The organism is Streptomyces sp. P9(2023) (assembly GCF_032436795.1).
In the GTDB taxonomy this organism is placed as follows: Bacteria; Actinomycetota; Actinomycetes; order Streptomycetales; family Streptomycetaceae; genus Streptomyces.
Genome location: NZ_JAUPWM010000027.1, coordinates 1 through 23,369 on the forward strand (window position 1 = coordinate 1; position 23,369 = coordinate 23,369).

A 23,369-nucleotide genomic window follows, 5' to 3' on the forward strand; every position below is an offset into this window, starting at 1 on the left:
CGGGATTCCATCTCCACGCTCACGCTACCCCGCCCAGGTGGGCAGAACCCACACCGAACCCTACGGTTCGCATGGGACCGCTTAGCTGATCAGAGACGCTTCAGCTGCAAGCATGGCATTCCTTCCCCGTCACGTCGGCAGCGGCGTCACCCACATGCGGGCCGTTGCCCCCGGTTCCTGACACACACCGGCTAAGGGCGCCCGAATTCTCCGAGAAACCGGGGCAGCGGAACAGAGGCGCCGCCATGCTCTGCCGTGGCGCACTCAGGCTTCGCCACGGCAGAGCAGCGGTTGTGAACGGGTCAGCTCTTGCCGAGCATCTTGTTCATCTGCTCGATCTCGGCCGTCTGCGCCTTGATCACCTCGTCGGCCAGCTTGAGGGCGGGGCCGTACTTGCCCTCCGCCTTCTCCTTCTCGGCCATCTCGATGGCACCCTCGTGATGCTTGATCATCATCTCGGCGAACATCTTGTCGAACTCGGCACCCTTGGCCTTCATGAGCGCGTCCATGTCCTCCTTGCTCATCATGCCGGGCATGCCGTTCGCCATGTCGTGGCCCTGGCCGGACATGTCGGCGGGGACCTCCTCGCCCCACGAGGTGAGCCAGCCGGACATCGTCTTGATCTCCGGATCCTGAGCGCCCTTGATCTTCGCGGCCAAGTCCTTCGTCTCAGTGGACTCGGCCCGCGTCGGGGCCAGATCGGCCATCTCCACGGCCTGCCGGTGGTGCTGGATCATCTCCTTGGCGAAGGAGACGTCCGCCGCGTTGTGGTCCCCGGTCTGCGCCGGCGCGCTGGTGGCGGGCGCCGAGGTCGTGGACTCCATGGAACCCATGTCGTGACCACTTCCGCCGTTGCCGCCACAGGCGGCGAGCACCAGGGCGGCGACGCCACTGGCGGCGACGAGACCGGTACGACGGATCAGCTTACGGTGCGTGTTCATGTATGACTCCTGCGTTCGCTTTGGAAGGTATGCCGATGAGCGCCTCCTCGCCCGGTGGGACGAGCCACATGGGGCACGGCGCCGGGGGGCGCTTCCTAGATCCGCAGGAGTTGAAGTTCGGACAGCGACAGAGGGGCACGGCCCCGGTCGGCTGCGAAGGTGTGCGTGGTGGCGAGGCCGGCAGTCGGCTCGTCGGGGCAGATCACCGTGGGCTGGAGCGCGGGGAGTGAGACCGAGGCCCCGACAGCGGCCGAGGCGCACGCCGGATCGGCGTGGTGACCCTGCCCTTCGTGGCCCGAGCAGTCGTGATCACAGTGCCCAGTCGCGTCGAGCATCACAGCCGCAGGCTGGTTCGAGCCGCTCGGCTGCGCGATCGCAGGTACGGGCCCCATCGCGTGCATGCCGAGCAGCCCAATGAGTACGGCCAGGACGAGAAGCCCATGCACACGCATCCACTTCGGCGGCACTGCGCGCTTCTTGTCGGCCCTCATGGCCTCATCGTAGGCCCTGTTTCGCATAGCTACGGCTAGGTGGCGTGTAGCGCTGCGTAACCGCCTTGGTCTTCGTTTCCCCGCCCGCCGTCTCGTGGAGCCGAGCGAGCCCGGAGCAGCTTTCAGCGGGTGAGGTCAGCCAGGCTGTTGAGTGCGGTGTCGATCTCTGCCGGGGTGTTGATGACGGCGGTGCCGATGCGGGTGTAGTTCAAGGTGGACAGCCGCACGCGGCGGGTGGCGGCGTGGTCGACGACCTGCTGATGGGTGTATCCGGCCACGCTGAAACAGGTGATGCCCGCTGACAGATCCGGGTCGGCAGGTGTGTGCACGGTGACCCCGGGGAGGCGCCTCAGCCCTTGCTTCACCCGCGTCGACAGCTGCGTGATGCGGGCGGCGACGCGTGCTCGGCCCAACTGCTCATGCAGCGCTACCGCCACCGGCAGGGCGAAGGCGTGCTCGAACGCCAGGAACCCGCCGGGTGACAGGGCCGCGGTTCCTCCGCTCCCGATGAAGCTCACGAACGTGGGCCGAAGCTGGTCGAGGACGTCCGGTGCCACCCAGATCAGCCCCGTTCCCCTGGGGCCGAACAGCCATTTGTGCGTTCCGGCGATCACCACGTCCGCGCCCAGGCCGGCGGCGTCCTCGTCGACTGCCGCCAGCCCGTGCACGCCGTCGACGACCAGCAGGCACCGGTCGGCAGGACTGCGCCCCTCATTGGCCCGGCGCACCGCCTCGGCCACCGCACGCACCGGCATCCGAAGCCCCGTGCTCGACTGCACCCAGGTGATCCCCACGACTCTGGTGTTCGGGCGGATCGCCTCGCCGACCGCCGCTGCGATGGCTTCCGCCGAAGCGGTGGCCGGATCGGCGAACCAGGAGGCCAGTCGCACCGTGTTGCCGTGCCTCTCGGCGGCCAGTCGGGCGGCGGTGCGATGGGAGATGTGGTCGAGCTCCGTCAACAGGAACTCTTGTCCCGGACGGGTCACGACGCCGTTGTAGACGACACCCAGCCCGATACTCGTGCTCGCCGTCATCGCGATGTCCTCGGCCCGGCCTCCCAGATAGGCCGCGAGCGCCTGGCGTACCCGAGGCCATCCCGTCGGACCGTCGGGCAACGCCATCCCCGTGGGCACCGACAGAGGGTTGGCGTCGACCTGTGCGCTCAGGTGATCCACCGCGTCCCGCACCACCTTCGGATGCGAGGCCAGGTAGAACAACGCGAGGTTCACCCATCCCGGCTCCAGACGAAACTGCGCCCGCAAGGCGTCCCAGTCCACTCGCCGATCGGGCGTAGTGACCGGCCGCTCCCGCGGTGTGCTCACTCCTACCGCGCAGGAGCTGGGTAGGAGGGTGACCGCCAGCGCTCCCGCAGATCTCGCCAGCAGATCACGCCGACTCGTCATCGACATCAGCACCCCTTTGCACCGCGACCGGCGAAGCGGTGGCGGAATAGCTGTCGGTGCCCTTCTGGTGACAAGGTTACGCAAGGTGGCCGCGTGTGCCCACTGCGCCATCACCCAAACGGCCCGAAGCGGGCCTCGTAAGAACAGCCGCTCCACCTGGGCGGGACTCCCCCGTGAGCTGCCCGTCTACTATGAAGTCGAACTCGGGATCAGCGGAGAGGACACGGCCCATGCGTCGGCTGGGGGAGCTCGAGGCGGAGATCATGGACCGCTTCTGGAGATGGGACCGCCCCGCGACCGTGCGTGAGGTCGTCGATGACATCAACCTGCACCGGGACGTCGCCTACACCACCGTGACCACGGTCACGACCATCCTCTTCCACAAGGGCCACCTCACGAGGGCCAGGAACGGTCGGATCTGGCTGTACAAGGCCGCGGAGACCCGCGAGGCGTACTCGGCCGCGCTCATGGAGGACGGCCTGGAAGTCAGCGAGGACCGGCCGGCGGCCCTGGTCCAGTTCGTGGAGAACCTCGACGACGACGAGATCGCGGCTCTCCGCAAGGCCCTCCGGACCGTCGGGCGACGGGCGAAGCAGTGAACGCGGCCCCGGCCCTCCTGGGGTACGCGGCCGTCGTGGGCGTCGCCGCCCCGCGCCTGATGGTGCGCAGCGCCTGGCCGCACCGGGCACCGGCCCTCGGAGCAGCCGTATGGCTCGCCCTCATGGTGTCGTTCACGCTCGCGACCGCGCTCGCCGCCTCCCAGCTGGCGGCCCGCACCGAGCATCTGCACGCGGGACTCGTGGGGTTGCTGCACGCATGCGGCCTGGGTACGGGGACCCCGGTGGTGCCCAACCCGACGACAGTCGACCAGCTGGCCCTGGCGATGCCCCTCACCGTGGTCATCGCCTTCGCCGGCGCCTTCCTCTTCCACCTCGCGCGCGCGGGACTCATGCGCGCCCGGCACCGCGACCGGCTCGACATGGTGGGGGTGCGCTGCGACCGCCTGCGCGCCACCGTCCTACCGCACGGCACCCCTGCGGCGTACTGCCTCCCGGGCCTCCGCTCCCGCATCGTCGTGAGCGAAGCTGCCGTGCGACTGCTCACGGAAGAGCAGCTCGACGCCGTCCTGGAGCACGAGCGGGCGCACATCGCCGGCCGCCATCATCTGCTGATCGCGGTCGCGCAGGCGTTCGCCACGGTCTTCCCCTGTTTGCCGCTCGCCCGCCGGGCACGGGAGGAGGTGACTGTGCTGCTTGAGATGATCGCGGACGACCGCGCCCTGCGAAGCCACTCGCACGAGGTCCTGGCGACCGCGATGTACGAGATGGCCGCCGGCCGGGCACCGAAGGGCGCGTTCGGCGCGGGCGGCTCGACTGCCCTCCTCCGCATGAAGCGCATCCTGGGCCCGCGCCGGGCCCCTCACCCGGCTCTTTGGGGTTCGGTGGCCTCCGTCGCCCTGGCCGTCCCGCTGCTGCCGCTGCTGGTCGCCTGCCCGCCCGGCGTCTGACCGTACGCCCGCAGGCTCCAACCGAGCCCTGGCTGTGGAAAGCCATGCATAGTTGTTGCACTAACTTTGCAGATACGCCTTCTAAGCAGCTAAGAATAGGGGTCGCCCTGCCCCTGCTTCACGAGGACACCGATGCCCCAGTCGACTCCGGCCGCGCCGCCACTGCTCCACCGTATGAGGGCCGCCCTCACACCTCGCGAATGGGCGCGCGCGGGCGGTCTGGCCGCAGCGATCCTGGCACTGCACGTCATCGGCTGGGGCACGTTGCTGCTGATCGTCGTCCCGCAGCACTTCAGCCTCGGCAGTCAGGGCGCGTTCGGCGTCGGCCTCGGTGTCACCGCGTACGTCCTCGGCATGCGTCACGCATTCGACGCCGACCACATCGCCGCCATCGACAACACCACCCGCAAACTCATATCCGACGGTCAGCGACCGCTCTCCGTCGGGTTCTTCTTCTCGCTCGGGCACTCGACCGTCGTGTTCCTCCTGGCGCTGCTGTTCGCCCTGGGCGTCCGCTCACTCGCCGGACCGGTGCAGGACGACGGTTCGGCACTCCAGCAGACCCTCGGGTTCATCGGCACCTCGGTCTCCGGCGTCTTCCTCTACGTGATCGCCGCCTTCAACGTGGTCTCGCTGATCGCGGTCCTGAAGGTGTTCCGCCGCATGCGTACGGGCCGTCACGACGAGACCGAGCTGGAGGCCCAACTGAACTCGGGCGGTGGCCTCATGAGCCGCGTCCTCGGTCGCGCGACGCGCGCCGTCGGCAAGCCCTGGCACATGTACCCGCTCGGCTTCCTCTTCGGCCTCGGCTTCGACACCGCGACCGAGGTGTCGCTGCTCTTCCTGGCCGCCGGCGCGGCGGGGGCCGGCATCCCCTGGTACGCGATCCTCTGCCTGCCGGTGCTCTTCGCGGCCGGAATGAGCCTGCTGGACACCATCGACGGCTCGTTCATGAACTTCGCGTACTCGTGGGCCTTCTCCAACCCGGTACGGAAGGTCTTCTACAACATCACGGTCACGGGCCTCTCGGTCGCAGCGGCTCTCCTGATCGGCACGGTCGAGCTCCTCTCCGTCGCCGGCGAGAAGCTGGAGCTGCGCGGCGGTTTCTGGGACTGGATCGCGGCGATCGACCTCAACAGCGTCGGGTACGCCGTGGTCCTGCTCTTCGTGGTGACGTGGGCGGGCGCACTGCTCTTCTGGCGTTACGGCCGTGTCGAAGAGAAGTGGGCCCCGCGCGCCGTCCCGGCCGAGGACTGACCAGCGCCCCACGTTCTCCGGGTGATCCGGGAGCAGCCCCGGACCACCCGCGCCGCTCTCGTCGCTGCGCCCGCGCCCTGGGGCTGCATCTCGACGATGTGCGCACCGTGCTCGAGATCCACCGTGGCGGCCGGCCCCGTGCGACGCCGTACGCGATCTCCTCGACGCACGCATCGCCGAGATCGACGCCACCGTCGCCGACCTGCTCGCCCTGCGTCGGTCCCTCGCCGAGACCCGCAAGGCCGCCGAGGACGGCCGCTCGTGCGAGGAGCCTTCGGCAGTCTGCTCGATCATCGAGCCCCGGGAAGTCTGAAGCGACCCCGGTCCGGCCGCGTCACCCAGGCTGGTTATGATCTCGCCGTGGTCACGGAACCTACGGCGGCGAGGAAGCCCCGCGCGCGGTCCCTGGTTCCGCCGTGGGCGCGTCTGCTGTGGCTCGGAGCCCTTCTCTTCGGGCTCCTGTACGCGCACGGCCTCCACGCCGACAGCAGCGCCGGGCACACGACACCAGGCGGTGTCGCCACGGCCCCCGTCGGCCACTTCCACGAGCAGCTTCAGGCGTCCGTCGACGACCGCGGCACCGACGGAGCGCCGACGCACGCCGTACCGGACTGCGCGACCGGACAGCCCTCCGTAGGGTCCGATGTCCTTCCGCCCGCAGCGTCCCCGCTTGACGCGGAGCGCGCTCTCGACGGCACGGCCGGCACCAGTAGCCCTGCGGTGACGGTTCCTCCCGCGGCGTCACCCTGCCCCGCATCGGTCGTTCTGCGCATCTAGCAGGCAGTCGAGGCGACCGGCCACCCTCGGGGTCCGAGCCCATTTCACCGACCCACCACCTGGTCACCTCCTCACGTCCGAAGTGCTATCGCGCCGTCGCGCCAACAGGCCACGATTCAGGCCACTCCCTCGCACTTTCGGCGCCGTCCCTTCCGCTCCCCTGGTCGGAAGGTCGACCGCTGCGCGCCCACCGCACCTTGGAAGGCTCCCTTGTCCCTGATCACCGACCGGCCCGCCCCTGACCACACCGCGCCGCAGCCCGTACCTGGAGGACGTGCCGCCGCCCGGCGCGCTCGATCCCGCCGCAAGCGCAAGACGCCTCTGGCCGGCCGATACATCGGCTACGTCCTGTACTTCGTCGGCGCGGGTCTGATCAGCGGCGCCGTGGTGCACCACCCCTTGGACCCCGCCCGCTACACCATGGTGGGGATCATCGGCGTCCTGGTGTTCCTGGCCGCCACGGTGGTCAACGAATTCCTGCTGGCCCAGGACCGTCCGCCGCTCGCCCGCGCCCTGGCCGTGGTCGCCGCCTCCCTCCTGCTCTCGTTCGGCATCGGCATGCTCAGCGGCGGGCTCCAGCACTTCGGCGACTTCCCCGCGCGCGGAGCCGTCCTGGTCCCGCTGGGGATCGTCGTCTCGTTCGTCGCCTTCGTACTCAAGGACGCGGAGACCTCCTCCCGCCGCATCTTCAGCCCTCTCGGGCTGGCCTTCCTGCTCCTCGCCGGCGGCAGCTACCTCGGTCTGAGCACGATCGCGGCCGGGATGGCCGGTGAGGCGTCGGAGGGCGGCGGGCACAGCCACGGCGGAGGCGGCGAGCCGGAGACGGACGACCACGGAGCCGAGCCCGAACCGTCGGCTCCTTCCTCGACCGCCGAACCGAGCACGCCCGGAGAGGCGACCACGAGCGCCGAGCCGGCGGACGACGGCCACGCCCACTGAGCTCGCGGTCCACCTCCGCCAGTCGGACGGGAACCGGACCGTGCCCCCATTCGTCTTCTAAGTCACTTAGATGCTTAGCTGGAAGGTGCCATGAAGAACACGAGATCCCGCAACCAGCGCCGTGCCGTACCCATGGTCGCGCTGGCTTCGGCCGCCGCGCTCCTCGTCGCCGGATGCAGCTCCGCAGGGGCGACCGACTCCGACACCGGAGGTGCCGGGAAGGCGGCGGAGAAGACCACCGAGCGCGGCGGGCCGTCCTTGATAGCCGTCGACACCGCGACCTCGGGGAAGATCACGGTCAAGGTCGACGGCGGCGTGCTGGCTTCCGTGGACGTGAGCGCGCGGGGGCCCGGGAAGGTCGAAGGCACACTCTCAGAGGACAAGTCCGTCTGGACCTCGACCACTCCCCTCGCCCCCGGCACCACGTACACGATCTCCGCCCAGGGCACTGGCGGTGACGGCGCGCCCCTGAGCAAGTCGTCGAGCTACACGACCCCCGCGGCCACGAAGACCTTCGTCGGCACGTACAACGTCGACAAGGGGTCGACCGTCGGTGTCGCCCTGCCGGTCTCGATCACCTTCAACAAACCGATCCACGACAAGGCCGCCGTCGAGCGGAAGCTCAAGGTGACCTCGTCCCCGGCGGTCGAGGGAGCCTGGAACTGGATGAAGGACCGGGACGGCAAAGACCGGATCGACTACCGGCCGAAGGAGTACTGGAAGCCGGGCACCGACGTCACGCTCCGCATGGACCTCGCCGGCGTGGACGCGGGCGGCGGCGTCTACGGCACGCAGCAGCGCGTCGTGAACTTCCGCATCGGCGACGCCGTGACCAGCACCATCGACGTCGTGAAGAAGACCATGACGGTCTCCAAGAACGGAAAGGCCCTGCGGACCCTCAAGGTCTCCACCGGCAAGGAGACCTTCGAGACCTGGAACGGCACCATGGTCGTCCTGGGCAAGGTCCCCTCGATCCGGATGAACTCCGCCACCGTCGGCATCTTCGGCCCCGAGGCGTACGACATGGAAGACGTGAAGTGGGACGTCCAGCTCACTCCGTCTGGAACGTACGCGCACGCGGCGCCCTGGAACGAGGGCAAGTTCGGCCGGATCAACGCAAGCCATGGCTGCATCGGCATGAGCACGGCGGACGCCAAGTGGTTCTACGACCAGGTGCGCTTCGGCGACCCGGTCACCGTCGTGAACTCCACGGACACGGTCGCGGTGAACAACGGCTACGGCGCCTGGAACGTCGACTGGGAGACCTGGAAGAAGGGCAGCGCGCTCTCCTGACCCGTCAGCCGCCAGTCCGACAACCCGAGGAGCGAGCGACTTAGATGGCTTGTGGCGGGCACGATCAGCGGTCTGCTGGCCCTGTTCAGCATGTACTGGGACGACTCACTGCACACCGACGAAGGCCGGGACACCTTCTGGAGCGCCCGGCACGTCCTGTTGTACGGCGACTTCGCGATCCCGTCACTGCTGTTGTCGGCGGCGGGGTCCGCGCTGGCCGTTCTCGCGGCAGAGGGGCTGCCTCGGGGCCAGGGGCAGGGTGCTCGGGTGGTGGCGATCGCCCTGGTCGCCACCATCGCCGCGCTTCAGCCCCTCCTCTCACCAGGTCGGGCGTCGGCCCACGATCCCGGCCAAGGAGATGTGGTGGGCGAGGTGGACTGGAACGTCTCGGTGCGCCGCTCCGTCGTCGAGGTCCAGGTCGAGGCGACCGCGCCGGAACCTCTCCGCGCACCCTCCCTCGTCGCCCGGCGCGCGGGCCGTGAGGTCACCGGCGCGCTGGCCCCCGATGACGCCGGGAAGTTCCGGGGCGCGATCACCCTGCGCGATGCGGGGCGCTGGTTCGTGTACGCCGTCTTCCGGGACCCGGGGAACCGTACGGTCGAGTCCTGGGTCCCCGTAGACCTGTCGGCGGGCGGGAGCGTACGCGGGACCCGAGCCCTGTACGTCCCAGCAGCGCCGGAGCAGCGGGAAGCAGGCAGGACCGCCGCAGCCATCGCGCTGTACGGCCTGTCGGGGACACTGCTCGTACTCACGGCTCGGTCGGGGCGGCGACGCCCCCGCCCGGCCCCCGGAGAGTGACGAAGATCCCTACTGTTCTTCTAAGCAGTTTCGTAGACTACGATCGGTTCCGCCGTCGGCCGGTCCCTCTGAGCAGGCTCCCCCGCAGTGGCGTGCTCACCCGGCCGGCGGCTTCCCCCTTCGAAGGAGTACGTCCATGGGCAGCTGGCCTCTGCGGAGATGGGCCGTCGCCGTGGCGGTGGCCCTGCTCGCGGCGATCGTGATCGGCGTGCCCACGGGTGTCGTCCCCTCGCCGTTCTACACCCGGATGACCCCGGTCCTCTGGTGGAACTACCCGGTGTGGATCGTCAGCTCGGTCCTTGAGGGGCTGCTGGTCTCGACGTACGTCCGTGTGGGCCCTCGCCCCGCCGTCGCGCAGGCTCCGGAGGAGCGGCCGGTGACGGCGCGCGCCCTGGGCGCCGGCCTGCTCTCGGCCTTCGCCGTCGGCTGCCCCATCTGCAACAAGCTCGTCGTGCTCGCCATCGGCGTGAGCGGCGCCCTGTCCTTGTGGGCCCCGCTCCAGCCCGTTCTGGCGCTCGGTTCCGTGGGCCTGCTCCTGTACGCGCTGGTGCGCCGGCTCCGTACCGCCGAGAAGTGCCCCGTACCCGCGTGACGCTCGACGGACAGCACATAGGGCGGCAGGCGCGACTCCCGCTGAAGCAGGCGTGGGGCACGGCCGGGCTCGCGGGGATCGTGCTCTACACCTCGTTCCCGCCGATCGGCCTGTGGTTTCTCGCACCGGTGGGACCGGCGCTCCTGCTGATCGCGGTCCGGGGGCGGTCAGCCCGGTCCGCGTTCACCGTGGGAGCCGTCTTCGGCGCCTTCTTCTTCGGCCCCCTGATCGCCTGGCTCGCCAACCTCGCCGTGGCCGCCTGGCTTGCCCTCACGGCCGCGCAGACCCTGATCCTGGCGCTCGCGACCATGCTGCTGCCGCAGCTGCTGCGGACGCCCGGCTGGCCGCTGCTCGCCGCGGCCTGGTGGGTTGCGGTGGAGGCCGTACGGGGGCGGGCCCCGCTCGGCGGCTTCCCATGGGGGCGGCTCGCCTTCGGCCAGGCCGATGCACCGTGGGCCGACTGGGCGGCCATAGGCGGCGCTCCCGCGCTCACCTTCGTCACGGCGCTCCTCGGTTCACTGCTGGCCTACGTCATCACGGCGCGGAGGGCTGCCCGCGTCCGGGCCTGGGCGATCGCCGCCTGCGGCACGGCCGCTCTCGCCTCGTCCCCATCGCTGATGACGGCCCCGGCGGCGAGCGGGAAGAGCGCTGTCGTGGCGGTCGTGCAGGGCAACGTCGAGCGCGCGCGAACCCTGGAGGAGCAGGCGCGTGTACGCGGTGTCGCCGAGAACCACGCCCGTGAGACCCGAAAGCTGGCCGACGACGTCCGGGCGGGCAAGGTCCCGCGCCCGGATGTGGTCCTGTGGCCGGAGAACTCTCTGGACAGCGACCCCGAGGCCGACCCCGAGCTGGGCGGGCTCGTCGCGGACTCGGTCCGCGAGCTGGACGCGCCGCTGCTGATCGGCGCGATCCTCGATGGACCCGGGGGCCGCTCGTACAACGCCGGGCAGCTCTGGCTTCCCGGGCAGGGGCCTGTGGCCGCGTACGCGAAGCGGCAGCTGGTCCCGTTCGGCGAGTACATCCCGGCCCGGTCCGTCCTCGGCGGGCTCGGCGCACTGCAGCTCATCCCCCGGGACTTCATCCCGGGCACGTCCCAGGCACCCCTCGCCGCCGGCCCCGTCCGGCTCGGCGACGTGATCTGTTACGAGATCGCGTACGACAGCCGGGTACGGGACACCGTGCGGGCCGGCGCGAACCTCCTCGTCGTGCAGACCAACAACGCCACCTACGAGCGAGGCTTCCAGGGCGGACAGTCGGAGCAGCAGCTGGCGATGGCCCGCATCCGGGCCATCGAACACGGCCGGGCCGTCGCCCTCGCGTCGACGAGCGGCGTCAGCGCGATCGTGGGGCCGGACGGAGACGTCAGGGACCGGATCGGCACGTGGCGCGGGGGCTACCTGGTCGAGCGGATTCCGCTCCTGGGCGAGCGGACGATCGCAGCAAGCCTGGGTTCGTGGCCGGAGGCTCTGCTCGGCACTCCGGCTCTGCTGGGCCTGATTCGGCGGCGCAAGCGGGCCCACACGCTGTCAGCCTCGTCGGCCTGCATGCCGAAAGAGGACCAGGACTTTACTAATCTTCTTAGATGAATGCTTTACGGTGAAATCATGGAGTTTGCCTACCTGCCCAGCCCGTCGACCGGGGTCCTCTACCTCGGCGCCCTTCCTCTGCGGGCCTACGCCTTCTGCATCATCCTCGGCGTCTTCGTCGCGATCTGGCTCGGCAACCGGCGCTGGGTGGCCCGGGGCGGGGAGAAGGGGGTCATCGCGGACGTCGCGATCTGGGCGGTGCCCTTCGGCATCGTCGGCGGGCGCCTCTACCACGTGATCACCAGCCCTGACGCGTACTTCGGCGAGGGCGGCGAGCCGATCCGCGCCCTGTACGTCTGGGAGGGCGGACTCGGCATCTGGGGCGCCATCGCCCTCGGCGGCGTCGGCGCGTGGATCGGCTGCCGGCGGTACGGCATCTCCTTCCCGGCCTACGCGGACACGGTCGCGCCCGGCATCGCGCTGGCCCAGGCGATCGGCCGCTGGGGGAACTGGTTCAACCAGGAGCTGTACGGCCGTCCCACCACGCTCCCCTGGGGCCTGGAAATCGACCGCGCCAACCGCCCGGACGACATGCTCGACGTGGCGACGTACCACCCCACCTTCCTCTACGAGTCCCTGTGGGACGTGGGCGTGGCCGTGCTGGTCATCTGGGCGGGCCGCCGCTTCGCGCTCGGACACGGCAGGACATTCGCCCTGTACGTCGCGGCCTACACCGTCGGGCGCTTCTGGATCGAGTACCTACGCATCGACGAGGCCCAGATGTTCCTCGGCCTGCGTCTGAACAACTGGACCTCGGTCGTGGTCTTCCTCGGCGCCGTCACCTACCTCGTGATCTCGGCACGCCGACAGCCGGGCGTCGAGGACGTGTCGCGCCTGGAGAGGCCGAACGACGTCCCGAGCGAGCGGACGACCACACCCTGACACACGAGGCTGCCATGAGCGGCAAGACCAAGATCGGCAAAATGCACACCCGGTCGGTCCCGAACCGGATCGTCGGCTGGACCTTGTTCTGGCTCGGCCTGGTCGTCCTGGCCCTCAACTGGATCGACCAGTTCAGCGAGCTGGCCGTCCTGCCCGGCGGCCACTCTCCGTTCTACCTGGCCGGAGGCATCGCGGCAGCCGTCGTCGGCCTCTGGCGCGCCGGAGTCATGGACGCCAAGCAGTAGCCGGCACTGGACCTTCCCCTGCCGGCCTGCCCCTCACCATGGGCGCGAGGATCTTCGGTTGGAGGTCGTGGGGCGCGGATCCAATCATCATCACCACCTGTATTGCGGCGGAGAATGAAAGCAGGAACATCCGGTTTCGTACCGCGGTGGTGAGGACCGTGGTGGTTGCTCTGCTGGCGATACTCCTCGGGGCCCTGATCGCGGCCGCCCTCTGGTACGACATCGTTCGTCTGATCAGCACGGACGAGAGTCGCTGCCCTCCTCTGGCCCGGCTTCGGGGGCATCGTGCCGCTCTGGCGGCCGCGGAGCGGTGGTGCACGGGGCTGCTCCTGCACGGGCGGATCGACGGCGAAGAGTACCGGCGCCGGATGAACGGCCTCGCGCGAGGCAGGAGGCGGTTACCGAGCCGCCGCGGGCACGTGCGGGTGAGCGACCGGGGCGAACGGCCGAGTACCGATGCCGAACCGCCTCCTCTCGAGGAAGCTGTTCCCCAAGCCGCGGCCCGACCGCCCGGTCCTTCTCTCGCCCGCTCGCCTCACCAGGGGTTTCCATGCCGTCTCTCCCCCGCTCGCGCAGTGCTGGCGTCGCCGTACTCGGCTCCCTGTGCTTCGTGCTACTCCTCACCGGCTGCGGCGACGGCGGCACAGAACCCACCCCACCCCGCAGCACGCCGCCCGCAAGCCCTACGGCAGCTGCCGCCGACCAGATCATCATCCGCGGCTTCGCATTCAAGCCGACGTCCCTGAAGATCCGCCCCGGCGCGACCATCACCGTCGTCAACCAGGACTCGGTTCCGCACACGGTCACGGCGACGGAGGGCGAGGCATTCGACACCGGCGAGATCGCAGGCGGGCAGTCGGCCAGCTTCACCGCCCCGGACAAGCCCGGCACCTACCCCTTCTTCTGCTCGATCCACCCGTACATGAAGGCGACGCTCACAGTCGCCTGAATCGCGTGAGCGGCACCGCCGTCCCTACGATGGAAGGGACGACCCGCGGCCCCGGGAGGTGCGCCGCTCATGGGATACCCCGGCTCGAACGACAAATCGGCCGCCCGCCGTGCGCGAGCGGAAGAACTGCGGAGAGCAGAGCGCGCTCGGGAGCACCGTAGGCGTGTCACCACGTTCGCCGTCTCGGCGGCGATTCTCGCGGCGGCCGTCGGCGGTGTCGGCTACCTCGTCTCGACCGGCGGCGACGACGGCCAGAGCAAGGCCGCTCCGATCGTGGGCGAGCGGACCTGGTCCGACCTCGGCCGGAACCATGTCACTGGTGACCTCACCTACCCGATGACGCCGCCGGCCGGCGGTGATCACGATCCTGTCTGGCAGAACTGCGACGGCGACGTGTACCCGACGCCAATACGGGACGAGAACGCGGTTCACTCGCTGGAGCACGGCGCTGTGTGGGTGACGTACACGAACAAGGCCACGGCGGCCGACGTCAAGGCGCTGGGCGAGCGCGTCACGAAGACGCCGTACAGCCTGATGAGTCCGCGCACGGACCAGGCTTCGCCGATCGTCCTCACGGCCTGGGGCCACCAGGTGGGTGTGAGCAGCGCCTCCGACTCCCGCGTGGGCGCCTTCCTCGACCGGTATGCCCAGGGGCCTCAGGCTCCAGAGCCCGGCGCCACGTGCAGTGTCGGGAACACATCCTGACCGTGCCGTACGCGCGGTCCGCTGCCCGCAGCGTCACCCGGTGCCGCTACGATGCCGCTCGTGACCACTGCCGCGCCCTCCCGCCTCAGGCTGCTGCCTGTGCTGCTGCTGGCGTGTGTCGTCATGCTGTGCCTCACTGGGATGGCCCGTCCGGCCATGGCAACGCCGGGCATGACCGGCTCGATGCCATCCATGGACATGGGCGAGATGATGCCCGGGATGCACGCCGCCGAGAACGGCGCGGCTCCGGCCGTCTCTGACCCCCACAGCTTCCAGCAGACCTGCCCGATGTCGAGTGTGAGCGACTGCGCCCAGCCGTCCGTTCCGCCGGTCGCCGGCGACCAGAGCGGGTGCGCGCACGCCGAGGACGCGCCGGCGCCGGCCTTCGCCCAGCCGGGGCCACCCCGCTCCGGTGTTCCGCCGCCCCTCGCCTCGCCCTCCCCTCCTGAACTGACCCGTCTCTGCGTCAGCCGGACGTGACGGCGGCCCGTCCGCGGAAGCCCTTCCTCGGACGCGCCCGCCCTCACGTTCAGCCCGGCATGCGCTCGTACACGTGCTCGTGCCGCCTTTCCTGTTCAGGAGTCCCGACGTATGCCGTCGTCCGTCACCCTGCTCGTCACCGGTCTCACGACCGGTCTGATCGCCGGTGGTGCCTCGTGTGCCGCCGTCCAGGGGGGTCTGCTCGCGGGTGCGGTGACCCGCCGCGCTTCCGCCGCCGCAGCCCCCGCCCGTGTACCCGCCCTGGCCGGGGCGCGCCGCTCGGCCGCGAAGGCGACGCCCGCCGCTCCCCCGGAGCCCAAGGCGCTCGCCCCCGTCGCCGCCTTCCTCGCGGGCAAACTCGTCTCCCACACCCTCCTCGGCGCACTGCTCGGCGTCTTCGGTGACGCCCTCCAGCCCAGCCCCCGCGCCCGGGCCGTGATGCTCATCGCAGCCGGCCTCCTCATGGTGCTGTTCGCGCTCGACCTGTTCGGGGTCAAGGCGGTGGCCCGCTTCGTGCCCCGGGCGCCCGCCTCCTTCGGCCGGCTGTTCCGGCGCAGCGCCAAGACCGAGTCGCTCGCCACTCCCTCCCTCATCGGCCTGGCGACCGTACTCGTCCCGTGCGGCGTCACGCTGTCCGTCGAGCTGATCGCCGTGACCTCGGGCTCGCCGGTGGCCGGCGCTGCCGTCATGGCGGGGTTCGTCCTTGGTACGGCCCCGCTGTTCGCCCTCCTCGGCTACCTCTTCCGCCGCTCCACCCGAGCGCTCTCGGGCCAGCTGGCCTCGCTCACCGGCGTCGTCGTCCTGGCGGTCGCCGTGTGGACGGTCGCCTCCGGGCTCCAGGCAGGCGGCTGGGTCAGCCTGGACCAGGGCGGCAAGAGCGCGTCAGCCGCCGCTCCCGTCTTCTCCCCCGAGCCCGGCGCTTCGGCGGGCGCGGACAGCGGTGACGAGGCCGAGGAGCCCGCACCGAACGATGCGCCGGTACGCGTCGACGCCTCCGGCCGGCAGGTGATCACCCTGACCGTGACGGACTTCTACACCCCAACCCAGTTCACCGCGAAGGCCGGCCTGCCCACCACGCTCATCCTGCGCGGCAAGGACTCCGGCGGCTGCGCGCGGGCCTTCACCATCCCCGAGCTCGGCGTCCAGGAGATCGTCGAACGCAACGGCGACACCGAGATCGACCTCGGCACGCGTGACGCCGGGACGCTCCGGTTCTCCTGCGCCATGGGCATGCAGACCGGCTCCATCGACTTCGAGAAGGCGTGATCATGCCACTGTTCGGCGGGAAGAAGAAGCACGAGGCGCAGGTCACTGGCCCCGAGGTGACCCTCGTAGTCGAGGGGATGCACTGCACGAGCTGCGGTCTGCTGATCGACGACGAGCTGGAGGAAGTCCCCGGCGTCCGGTCGGCGCGCACCGACGTACGGAGTGGACGTAGCACTGTCGGGTTCGAGGACGGCGCGGAGGTGGACACGCACGCGCTGGTGGCCGCGGTGCGTCGGGCCGGCGAGTACGAGGCCCGGCCGGTCGGCTGAGCGGAGACGGGCGAAATGGCCTGGCCGGGAACCCCGGCCAGGCTGTTCTCCGGGGGCCTGCGTCGAAGTCGACCTCGAGCCGCTTGCCCGGCAGCACGATCGACGTGCTTCTGCGCGTTGGCCACCGCCTCCCGCTGAACACACACTGAGACTGAGGAGGCCGACAGGCGCGGCCGGCACGGCCCTTCGGCCTTCGCCCAGAAAGTGAGGCACCCCATGACCACGGCCAAGGACATGCTCGCCACCTACCCGGCCGATCTCGGAAACATCGACCCGGACAAGCTCGCACGCTGCATCGAGGCATGCACGATGTGCGCCCAGGCGTGTACGGCGTGCGCGGACGCGTGTCTGTCCGAAGGAATGGTCGGCGACCTGACCAAGTGCATCCGCACCGACATGGACTGCGCCGACATCTGCAACACCACCGCTTCGGTGCTGTCCCGTCACACCGGCTACGACGCCAACATCACTACCGCGCTCCTGAAGGCGTGCGCGGTCGCCTGCAAGGCGTGCGGCGACGAGTGCGCCTCCCACGCGGACATGCACGACCACTGCCGCCTGTGCGCAGAGGCGTGCCGTACCTGCGAAGAGGCATGCAACGAACTCCTCGCGGCCCTGGGCTGAACGAACGGCAGGCGCCTGAGCCGTCCGTTCCACGCGGCGGCGCTGTTCGCGGTGGCCGGTTAAGGCCGAACGAATTTCTGCATTTGCATACCCTCAGGGGGTACCGGGAACGCCCTGAACATGGACAAGACGAACTGGCATTTAGAGGGCGAGTGGTTCGACGTCTGCAGCTGCTCACTGCCCTGCCCATGCACCTTCGCGCAGGCACCCACGAACGGTTCCTGCCTCTTCACCCTGGTGTGGAAGGTCCACGAAGGGCACATCGGGGACGTGCGGCTCGACGGCCTCGCGGTCGTGGCGCTGGGCGAGTTCGCCGGCAACATGTGGGCGGAGAACACCGACTCCCGGATGAGCGTGATGTTCTACATCGACGCCAAGGGAACTCCCGCACAGCGCGACGCGCTGGAACAGCTCTTCCGCGGCAACGTCGGGGGGTGGCCCGGCACGTTCGGTGCGCTGATCGGCGACGTGCGCGAGGTGCGGTACGCACCCATCACCTTCGACGCCGCCGAAGACCTGGAGTACTGGCGCGCGACCGTGTCCGACCGGGTGAGCGTGGGCGCGAAGGCGCTCACCGGCCCCACGGCCGACCCGGGGCGCCGGGTCCAGCTGGTCAACGCCCCGGGTGCGGAGGTCGGGCCCGGGCAGGTGGCGACCTGGGGCGTCGTGGAGGCGGACCAGGCCGAGGGGTTCGACTTCTCCCGTCCGTATCGCGGCGGGTCGAGCAAGCACTTCCCCTTCGACTGGCGGCCTGACGTGTGACGCCGGGGGTCACGGAGGCGGCCCGGCCGGGCATTCCGGCCGGGCCGCTCCCGTACGGCCGCGATCTCTACTTGAGGTAGCCGAGGACGGTCATCATCCCGGATTCGGCGTGGTAGACGTTGTGGCAGTGGATCATCCACAGGCCGGGGTTGTCGGCGTCGAAGTCGACCTCGAGCTTCTTGCCCGGCAGCACGATCGAGGTGTCCTTGCGCGCGCCGCCATCTGCGAGCGCGTAGGTGTGGCCGTGCAGGTGCATGGGGTGCCACATCGTCGTGCTGTTCACGAACGACAGCCGTACGCGCTCGCCCGAGCGGACCGGGTAGCGCTGCGCGGGGTCGTACTTCTTGCCGTTGATGGCCCAGTCGTACTTCGCCATCGAACCGGTGAGCTTGAACTCGATCGTCCGGTCGGGGCGCCCGGAGTCGAGCCGTACGGACTCGGCCGCCTTCAGCTGACCGCCGTGGACGACCTTGCCGTCGAGCTCCTTCGGGCGCACGGAGGCGGTCGGTGCCGCGCCACCTCCGGTGCGCAGGACCGCGAGGGCGGTGCGGTTCTTGCCCTCGGCGAGCGCAGTGAGCGGGAAGGTGCCGTTTCCGACGGTGACGAGCGCGTCCAAGCGCTCGCCCATGCCGAGCAGGAGCGCGTCGGCCTGCGTCTGCTCGACGGGGAAGCCGTCCGTGTGCGTGACGGTGAACTTGTGGCCGCCGAGGGCGATACGGAAGGCGGTGTCGCCGTCGGCGTTGATGATGCGGAGCCTGATTCGGTCGCCGGGCTTGGCGGCGAAGGTCTGCGGCTTGTCCGGCGTACGACCGTTGATCAGGTAGTGCGGGTACCCGACATCGCCGGCGTCACCGCCGAGCAGGTCGCTCGTGGCGCCCATCAGCATCCGGGAGGGGCCGGAGGGCTTCGGGGACGGGGACTTCTCGGTGGGCATCGACATGTTCGACATGTCGGGGCCCTCCATGCCGCCGGAGCCGCTGGAGCCTCCGTGGTCCATGCCGCCCATGCCCTTGCTCAGTTCGGCGAGCACGGCGTCGGGGGTGGAGCCGTCGACACCGTCGACCCAGTCGTCGAGGACGACGACCCACTCCTTGTCGTACTTCAGGGGCTCCTTGGGGTCCTCGACGATCAGCGGGGCGTACAGGCCCCGGTCCTGCTGGACGCCGGAGTGCGGGTGGAACCAGTAGGTGCCTGGGTGGGAGACCGCGAAGCGGTAGTCGAACGAGTCGCCCGGTTTGATGTCGCGCTGGGTGAGGCCCGGCACGCCGTCCATGTCGTTGCGGAGGGCGAGTCCGTGCCAGTGGATGCTGGTGGCCTCGGGGAGGTTGTTGGCCAGGGTGAGGGCGAGGGTGTCGCCGGCGGTGACCCTGACCTCCTGGCCGGGCAGGTCGTCCCCGTACGCCCAGGACCGGACGGTGCGTCCGCCACCCAGGTCGAGCGGGGTCTCGACGGCGGTCAGCTTGAACCTGCGCTCAGGACCGGGCTTCCGGAGGGCTTCGGTGGCGCCGACCTCCTTGCTGTCCGGGGCGAGGTAGTCGGCGCTCGGCGACATGCCGCCCCCGCCGGAGGAGTGATCCATGCCGCTCATGGATCCAGAGCAGGCGGTCAGCAGACCGGTGCCGGCGGCGGCGAGTCCGGCGCCGAGGACGGTACGACGGGTGAGTCGGGACATGACTGTGGAACCTCTTGACGTGGTCGTTGCATGGACAAGGCGGCGTTCCGCTCACGAGGTGGAGCAGCCGGTCTGCCTATATGCGCAACAACGAGAGGCGGGTCAGGAGGGACCTGGGCGGGGCAGGAGGCGGGATCGCGCGGAGGGCGTAAGCGAGCCGTACGGCCGGCAACAGCGCGTCGGCCCCGCGCCATCGGCGTCCGAGCGCCCCACGGGCCACCAGGAGGAGGCCGATTCCGACGCCGAGCACGGCGAGGCACACGGCCGTGACTCCGGCCCCGTGCGCGGGCCCGGGGGGCGTCGCCTGATCCCGGTCGGCCGCCACATGCTCCGCCGCCACAGCGGCGTGGGCACTTGTGATCAGGTGGTTCCCGGACAGGTGGGTGGGGGTTCGCCAGGGTGGCCGAGGACGTGCATCAGCACGATGCCCACGAGCAGCGCGACGGCGAGCACGAATCGGCCCCACCATGTCGCAGCCCTGGAGCGCCCTGCCACCTCAGCCTCCGTTCTCCGCCCGGTTCGACGATTACCGGACTCCCCGCACCTAGTACGGGGAGGGGGTATCGGCCCACTCATGTGATTCGGGTGATAGCTACAGGCCATGAGCCGTCACCGGCCCAGAACGGACGTCGCGGGCATCGCCCGTGCGTGAGCCACGATTCATCGCTCAGCCGTGAGCGCCCGTCGCACCGTCGGCTCCTTCGGGCCGAGGAATTTCGGGTCCGGCTGGAACGTCGCGTCGAGGCTGGCCTTGCCCGCCGCCACGATCTCCCTGACGCCGCTGTAGTACCAGGTCGCGTTGCGCGAGCCGGAGACTCCGACGCCGTAGGACTGGACTCCCGCCGCCTGGCAAAGGGCGACCGCACGCCGGATGTGGAAGCCCTGGCTGACGAGGACCGCCCGGTCGACGCCGAAGATCTTCTTGGCGCGCACGCACGAGTCCCAGGTGTCGAAGCCCGCAAAGTCACTGACGATGCGCGCGTGGGGGACGCCCCGCTTCGTCAAGTACATGCTCATTGCGTGCGGCTCATCGTAGTCATGGCGGCTGTTGTCGCCGGTCACCAGAATCACTTCGACACGCCCCTGCCTGTACAGGTCGGCCGCCGTGTCCAGACGGTGGACGAGGTAGGAGCCGGGCTCCCCGCCCTGCAGGCCCGCACCGAACACGACCGCCACCTCGGCGCGCGGCACGCTTTCGACGGTCCGCAGCCGGTTGTCCGACACCGTGAAGGTCCAGGTCGCGGGCAGAAGTGCCAGCACACAGAGGAGCATCGCCGCTTGCACGGTCCGCCGACGCCCGGCACGGGTGCGCGGCAACCGAGGCCGGCTCAGGGTTCGTAGCCTACGGAGGGTGCGGTACGGCGCGTGTGTGACGCGGAGCAGACGCATGACTTGGTTCTTCCTGGATCGCCGGCCGCGGCGTCCGGCAGATCGACTCCCGCCGGCTCCCTATCCCTCGGCCGTGTAGTGCACGGCGGTTTCGCCGGCTCGACGAATCCCACCGTCTTGATCAACGACCACACCACGTACGGCGATCCGGCTCCACCCGCAGTGTGATCAGCCTCACCAGCCGATGGCCGGGCTGCGCACCGCTCCGGATCTCGCCTATATCCGTGGCGAGATAGGCATCCGCTACGGCGGACGCCCACCTCGAACTCGCAGCCCGAACTGAAGCCCCGGCGAACCCGTGCAACCTCAGCCAGGTAACGGCTAAGTAGATAAGTAGGCCGTTTCCGTGATCGATCGGTCGAACGGCCCCTCCGCCACGGAGGGTGCGGGCCTGGCGGCGACGACGGGGCGGGGGAGGTTCGAGGGCGGGCCCGTGTCGCGTGTTCCTCTCGCGTGGGGGTGCAGGCATGACGCATCGTCACCATTATCCGCTGGCGCGCATCTTCCATCCGAACTTCGGTGACTTGCAGTGTCCCTGCCACCCAAGCAGCACCACGGGATCTGTCCACCCCCACGCAAGTCCCGAGAGGAATTCGATGAAGAAGTCCCCCCTTGTCGTGCTCGGCGGAATAGCCGGCACCGTCGCCCTCCTGATTGCCGGGGCCTCACCGGCCAGCGCCGACAACTCCTGGGGCGGTTACCACTGGGCCACCACGAACGGCACCGCTCAGCTCAACGTCATCAACAGCTCGACGAGCGACTGGACTCCGCGGATCCAGAAGGCCGTTGCCGCTCTCCATCAACCAGGGTGACACGAGCAACACCGCGCGCCGCCGCTGCACCTACCCGACCGGCAACGCCATCTGTGTCTGCAACTACGCCCACGGCAACACCGGCTGGCTCGGTATCGCCTCGATCCAGCTCTCCGGAGGGGGCACATCTCCACCGGCACGGACAAGCAGAACGAGACCTACCTGAGCACCGACACCGAGGCCGCCAAGCAGCACGTCGTCTGCCAGGAGGTGGGACACCTCTGGGGCCTCGACCACCAGTTCACCAACGCGGGTTCCTGCATGGACTACGCCGGAATCGACGACCCCGCCTACGTGAGCCCCAACCAGCACGACATCGACGAGCTGGGCGTGATCTACAACCACGGGGACGGCGCGGCCGCGGCGCAGCCCGTGAGCGCCAGCAAGATCAAGACGGGCAAGACGGTGACCAGCATCCTGTGGGCCGACCGATCTGAGCCCCGCGGCCGATCCGCGAAGGGCGGTGCCGGCCGAGGCGCTTCACGCGCGTCGGCCGGCACCGTCGCGTCTGCCCACGACACGCCCCCACTTGACCCTCGTTCGTCCCAGGCTTCGAAGGGAACACGTGCGCCCCTCACGACTCGGAACACTCGCCATCCTGCTCGCCGTCGGTGCCACCGCCTGCGGCACCAGCCAGGCATCCACGCCCGATTCCGCGCCGAAGGCGGATGCCTTGAGCACCCAGGCGCCCGATCCCACCCGGCCGGGCGACAGCGCCGGACCGGCCGGCTCTCTGGAGCTGACCTCGGAAGGCGGCGCTGGACCCGCCGCGTCCCTGCGGTACGTCCGCGTGGAGACGCTCCAAGGGAAGACAGTCGTCGAGAAGGAGTTCCGGTCACCCGTCAACTTCACGCACTCGCCGGCCGCCGGGTCGTACCGGGTGATGACATGGCGACGCGACTGCACCGGCAACTGCCCCACTCAGGGGGAGAAGGGGCTCAGTGATCCGGTGGACATCTGCGGGGCGAAGGCCCAGATCCGGGCGGACGCCCCGACGCGTATGAAGATCCCGGGCGGCACGCGGACCTCCGCGTGCCGCCCGGCCGGGCCACGCCAGGCTGGTCGAAGCCAGGCAGGATGACCTACGCGGCGAGCGCCGCCGCGGCCACCAGGGAGCCCCGCATGACGGACTGCTATCCGTACCGAATCGCGACCGGGAGAGGCGAGCTGACGCTGATCTGGCGGCCCGGAGAGGGCGATGCCCCCGATGAACTCATCGTTGACGACATCGGAAGACTCCTCGCGTTCCATGACCTCAAGACGCTGCAGGAATACTGCGATCGCAACGGCTGGGAGCTCGTCTGGGAGGGCGAAGCCACCCTCGATCTGGGCGTCGTAAGGCGGTGGGTCGAGCACCCCGACCTTGGCTCGGTCACGGCAGGACTGCTGCTGGACGCGTGGAACTTCTTCGAAGACCTCTCTCACAGCCGGAAGGCTGGCCCATCCTTCCCCTCCCAAGGATCGATCCACGACAGCGCCTACGAAAAGATCTTCGGCGGCGAAGCTCTCGAACCCACCGCCGGCGAGGGGGCCTGCACGGACGAGGAGACTGCGGCCATGCGCGAACTCCTCCGCGCTGGGCTGGACCTCTGGGAACGGGCCACGCACGGGTCCAGCACCGGCTGATCGAACGCGCGGGCAGACACCGGTACACGTCACGGTCCGCCCACCGGCGGAAGCTTCTGCCGGCGCAGCCCCAGAGCCATAGGCCGAGCAGCGGGAAAACGGCC

At 69.8% G+C, this 23,369-nt stretch carries 27 protein-coding genes; 22 read left to right on the forward strand and 5 right to left on the reverse strand.

Annotation, left to right across the window (positions count from 1 at the left end):
- Positions 1 to 302: 302 nt before the first annotated feature.
- The 3 genes from Q5762_RS26785 to Q5762_RS26795 all read right to left on the reverse strand — a co-directional run bounded on the left by Q5762_RS26785 (position 303) and on the right by Q5762_RS26795 (position 2,709).
- Entirely contained in the window at positions 303 to 941 is a 639-nt protein-coding gene (locus Q5762_RS26785) for a DUF305 domain-containing protein (protein ID WP_315894802.1), read from the reverse strand.
- 95 nt (positions 942 to 1,036) lie between these two features.
- Positions 1,037 to 1,432, reverse strand: coding sequence for a DUF6153 family protein (locus Q5762_RS26790; RefSeq protein ID WP_315894803.1), 396 nt, complete (start codon positions 1,430 to 1,432; stop codon positions 1,037 to 1,039).
- A gap of 122 nt (positions 1,433 to 1,554) precedes the next feature.
- A complete protein-coding gene (locus tag Q5762_RS26795; RefSeq protein WP_315894804.1) occupies positions 1,555 to 2,709 on the reverse strand; it encodes an aminotransferase class V-fold PLP-dependent enzyme in 1,155 nt (384 codons plus the stop codon).
- A 356-nt stretch (positions 2,710 to 3,065) separates the two neighbouring features.
- On the opposite strand from Q5762_RS26795, the gene Q5762_RS26800 reads away from it, so the two are divergent.
- The 19 genes from Q5762_RS26800 to Q5762_RS26885 all read left to right on the forward strand — a co-directional run bounded on the left by Q5762_RS26800 (position 3,066) and on the right by Q5762_RS26885 (position 17,766).
- Complete coding sequence (locus tag Q5762_RS26800) at positions 3,066 to 3,434, forward strand: BlaI/MecI/CopY family transcriptional regulator (protein WP_283297173.1); 369 nt, start codon at positions 3,066 to 3,068, stop codon at positions 3,432 to 3,434.
- A complete protein-coding gene (locus tag Q5762_RS26805; RefSeq protein ID WP_315894805.1) occupies positions 3,431 to 4,342 on the forward strand; it encodes a M56 family metallopeptidase in 912 nt (303 codons plus the stop codon). Before Q5762_RS26800 ends, Q5762_RS26805 begins: the two co-directional genes overlap by 4 nt.
- A gap of 132 nt (positions 4,343 to 4,474) precedes the next feature.
- Positions 4,475 to 5,599 (forward strand): HoxN/HupN/NixA family nickel/cobalt transporter, encoded by a 1,125-nt coding sequence (locus Q5762_RS26810; RefSeq protein ID WP_315894806.1) that lies wholly within the window; start codon positions 4,475 to 4,477, stop codon positions 5,597 to 5,599.
- A 64-nt stretch (positions 5,600 to 5,663) separates the two neighbouring features.
- The gene (locus Q5762_RS40055; protein ID WP_399495272.1) at positions 5,664 to 5,912 is read left to right on the forward strand and encodes a MerR family DNA-binding protein; all 249 of its coding nucleotides are present in this window, start codon (positions 5,664 to 5,666) and stop codon (positions 5,910 to 5,912) included.
- A 47-nt stretch (positions 5,913 to 5,959) separates the two neighbouring features.
- Positions 5,960 to 6,376, forward strand: coding sequence for a hypothetical protein (locus tag Q5762_RS26815; protein WP_315894807.1), 417 nt, complete (start codon positions 5,960 to 5,962; stop codon positions 6,374 to 6,376).
- 210 nt (positions 6,377 to 6,586) lie between these two features.
- Positions 6,587 to 7,315, forward strand: coding sequence for a hypothetical protein (locus Q5762_RS26820; protein ID WP_315894808.1), 729 nt, complete (start codon positions 6,587 to 6,589; stop codon positions 7,313 to 7,315).
- Positions 7,316 to 7,405: 90 nt separating this feature from the next.
- Entirely contained in the window at positions 7,406 to 8,608 is a 1,203-nt protein-coding gene (locus tag Q5762_RS26825) for an Ig-like domain-containing protein (protein WP_315894809.1), read from the forward strand.
- Between the two features lie 51 nt (positions 8,609 to 8,659).
- Positions 8,660 to 9,406, forward strand: a complete 747-nt coding sequence (locus tag Q5762_RS26830) for a hypothetical protein (RefSeq protein ID WP_315894810.1) — start codon at positions 8,660 to 8,662, stop codon at positions 9,404 to 9,406.
- Positions 9,407 to 9,542: 136 nt separating this feature from the next.
- The gene (locus Q5762_RS26835) at positions 9,543 to 9,998 is read left to right on the forward strand and encodes a hypothetical protein (RefSeq protein ID WP_315894811.1); all 456 of its coding nucleotides are present in this window, start codon (positions 9,543 to 9,545) and stop codon (positions 9,996 to 9,998) included.
- Positions 9,980 to 11,584: an apolipoprotein N-acyltransferase gene (gene lnt / locus Q5762_RS26840; RefSeq protein ID WP_315894812.1), complete on the forward strand. Its 1,605-nt coding sequence runs from the start codon at positions 9,980 to 9,982 to the stop codon at positions 11,582 to 11,584. The genes Q5762_RS26835 and lnt overlap by 19 nt, the downstream gene beginning before the upstream one ends.
- Positions 11,585 to 11,602: 18 nt before the next feature.
- Positions 11,603 to 12,466, forward strand: coding sequence for a prolipoprotein diacylglyceryl transferase (gene lgt / locus Q5762_RS26845; protein ID WP_315894813.1), 864 nt, complete (start codon positions 11,603 to 11,605; stop codon positions 12,464 to 12,466).
- A 14-nt stretch (positions 12,467 to 12,480) separates the two neighbouring features.
- Positions 12,481 to 12,711 carry a hypothetical protein gene (locus Q5762_RS26850; protein WP_315894814.1) on the forward strand — a complete coding sequence of 77 codons (231 nt, stop codon included), beginning with the start codon at positions 12,481 to 12,483 and terminating at the stop codon, positions 12,709 to 12,711.
- A gap of 550 nt (positions 12,712 to 13,261) precedes the next feature.
- Positions 13,262 to 13,660, forward strand: a complete 399-nt coding sequence (locus Q5762_RS26855) for a cupredoxin family copper-binding protein (RefSeq protein ID WP_315894815.1) — start codon at positions 13,262 to 13,264, stop codon at positions 13,658 to 13,660.
- Between the two features lie 69 nt (positions 13,661 to 13,729).
- A complete protein-coding gene (locus tag Q5762_RS26860; protein ID WP_315894816.1) occupies positions 13,730 to 14,365 on the forward strand; it encodes a DUF3105 domain-containing protein in 636 nt (211 codons plus the stop codon).
- Positions 14,366 to 14,425: 60 nt separating this feature from the next.
- On the forward strand, positions 14,426 to 14,845 hold the full coding sequence (locus tag Q5762_RS26865) for a hypothetical protein (protein ID WP_315894817.1): 420 nt from the start codon (positions 14,426 to 14,428) through the stop codon (positions 14,843 to 14,845).
- Between the two features lie 111 nt (positions 14,846 to 14,956).
- Positions 14,957 to 16,111, forward strand: coding sequence for a sulfite exporter TauE/SafE family protein (locus Q5762_RS26870; protein WP_315894818.1), 1,155 nt, complete (start codon positions 14,957 to 14,959; stop codon positions 16,109 to 16,111).
- A gap of 2 nt (positions 16,112 to 16,113) precedes the next feature.
- A complete protein-coding gene (locus Q5762_RS26875; RefSeq protein WP_315894819.1) occupies positions 16,114 to 16,380 on the forward strand; it encodes a cation transporter in 267 nt (88 codons plus the stop codon).
- Positions 16,381 to 16,596: 216 nt separating this feature from the next.
- Positions 16,597 to 17,004, forward strand: coding sequence for a four-helix bundle copper-binding protein (locus Q5762_RS26880; protein WP_315894820.1), 408 nt, complete (start codon positions 16,597 to 16,599; stop codon positions 17,002 to 17,004).
- Positions 17,005 to 17,124: 120 nt separating this feature from the next.
- Entirely contained in the window at positions 17,125 to 17,766 is a 642-nt protein-coding gene (locus Q5762_RS26885; RefSeq protein ID WP_315894821.1) for a DUF1326 domain-containing protein, read from the forward strand.
- Positions 17,767 to 17,833: 67 nt separating this feature from the next.
- On the opposite strand, the gene Q5762_RS26890 is transcribed toward Q5762_RS26885, so the two are convergent.
- Positions 17,834 to 19,438 carry a multicopper oxidase family protein gene (locus Q5762_RS26890; protein WP_315894822.1) on the reverse strand — a complete coding sequence of 535 codons (1,605 nt, stop codon included), beginning with the start codon at positions 19,436 to 19,438 and terminating at the stop codon, positions 17,834 to 17,836.
- Between the two features lie 660 nt (positions 19,439 to 20,098).
- Positions 20,099 to 20,827, reverse strand: a complete 729-nt coding sequence (locus tag Q5762_RS26895; RefSeq protein WP_315894823.1) for an ElyC/SanA/YdcF family protein — start codon at positions 20,825 to 20,827, stop codon at positions 20,099 to 20,101.
- A gap of 596 nt (positions 20,828 to 21,423) precedes the next feature.
- On the opposite strand from Q5762_RS26895, the gene Q5762_RS26900 reads away from it, so the two are divergent.
- The 3 genes from Q5762_RS26900 (at position 21,424) to Q5762_RS26910 (ending at position 23,265) form a co-directional block, all read left to right on the forward strand.
- Positions 21,424 to 21,639, forward strand: a complete 216-nt coding sequence (locus Q5762_RS26900) for a hypothetical protein (RefSeq protein ID WP_315894824.1) — start codon at positions 21,424 to 21,426, stop codon at positions 21,637 to 21,639.
- Positions 21,640 to 22,204: 565 nt separating this feature from the next.
- A complete protein-coding gene (locus tag Q5762_RS26905; protein ID WP_315894825.1) occupies positions 22,205 to 22,720 on the forward strand; it encodes a hypothetical protein in 516 nt (171 codons plus the stop codon).
- A 41-nt stretch (positions 22,721 to 22,761) separates the two neighbouring features.
- Positions 22,762 to 23,265, forward strand: coding sequence for a hypothetical protein (locus Q5762_RS26910; RefSeq protein ID WP_315894826.1), 504 nt, complete (start codon positions 22,762 to 22,764; stop codon positions 23,263 to 23,265).
- Positions 23,266 to 23,369: the final 104 nt, after the last annotated feature.

Excerpts from the sequence above, each read along its gene's own strand:
- Q5762_RS26825 (WP_315894809.1), top strand. The coding sequence starts at position 7,406 with ATGAAGAACACGAGATCCCGCAACCAGCGCCGTGCCGTACCCATGGTC.
- Q5762_RS26870 (WP_315894818.1), top strand. The coding sequence starts at position 14,957 with ATGCCGTCGTCCGTCACCCTGCTCGTCACCGGTCTCACGACCGGTCTG.
- Q5762_RS26885 (WP_315894821.1), top strand. The coding sequence starts at position 17,125 with ATGGACAAGACGAACTGGCATTTAGAGGGCGAGTGGTTCGACGTCTGC.
- Q5762_RS26910 (WP_315894826.1), top strand. The coding sequence starts at position 22,762 with ATGACGGACTGCTATCCGTACCGAATCGCGACCGGGAGAGGCGAGCTG.
- Q5762_RS26875 (WP_315894819.1), top strand. The coding sequence starts at position 16,114 with ATGCCACTGTTCGGCGGGAAGAAGAAGCACGAGGCGCAGGTCACTGGC.
- Q5762_RS26880 (WP_315894820.1), top strand. The coding sequence starts at position 16,597 with ATGACCACGGCCAAGGACATGCTCGCCACCTACCCGGCCGATCTCGGA.
- Q5762_RS26800 (WP_283297173.1), top strand. The coding sequence starts at position 3,066 with ATGCGTCGGCTGGGGGAGCTCGAGGCGGAGATCATGGACCGCTTCTGG.
- Q5762_RS26810 (WP_315894806.1), top strand. The coding sequence starts at position 4,475 with ATGCCCCAGTCGACTCCGGCCGCGCCGCCACTGCTCCACCGTATGAGG.
- Q5762_RS26790 (WP_315894803.1), bottom strand. The coding sequence starts at position 1,432 with ATGAGGGCCGACAAGAAGCGCGCAGTGCCGCCGAAGTGGATGCGTGTG.
- Q5762_RS26900 (WP_315894824.1), top strand. The coding sequence starts at position 21,424 with ATGAAGAAGTCCCCCCTTGTCGTGCTCGGCGGAATAGCCGGCACCGTC.
- Q5762_RS26860 (WP_315894816.1), top strand. The coding sequence starts at position 13,730 with ATGGGATACCCCGGCTCGAACGACAAATCGGCCGCCCGCCGTGCGCGA.
- Q5762_RS26895 (WP_315894823.1), bottom strand. The coding sequence starts at position 20,827 with ATGCGTCTGCTCCGCGTCACACACGCGCCGTACCGCACCCTCCGTAGG.
- Q5762_RS26890 (WP_315894822.1), bottom strand. The coding sequence starts at position 19,438 with ATGTCCCGACTCACCCGTCGTACCGTCCTCGGCGCCGGACTCGCCGCC.
- Q5762_RS26785 (WP_315894802.1), bottom strand. The coding sequence starts at position 941 with ATGAACACGCACCGTAAGCTGATCCGTCGTACCGGTCTCGTCGCCGCC.
- Q5762_RS26855 (WP_315894815.1), top strand. The coding sequence starts at position 13,262 with ATGCCGTCTCTCCCCCGCTCGCGCAGTGCTGGCGTCGCCGTACTCGGC.
- Q5762_RS26835 (WP_315894811.1), top strand. The coding sequence starts at position 9,543 with ATGGGCAGCTGGCCTCTGCGGAGATGGGCCGTCGCCGTGGCGGTGGCC.
- Q5762_RS26850 (WP_315894814.1), top strand. The coding sequence starts at position 12,481 with ATGAGCGGCAAGACCAAGATCGGCAAAATGCACACCCGGTCGGTCCCG.
- lgt (WP_315894813.1), top strand. The coding sequence starts at position 11,603 with ATGGAGTTTGCCTACCTGCCCAGCCCGTCGACCGGGGTCCTCTACCTC.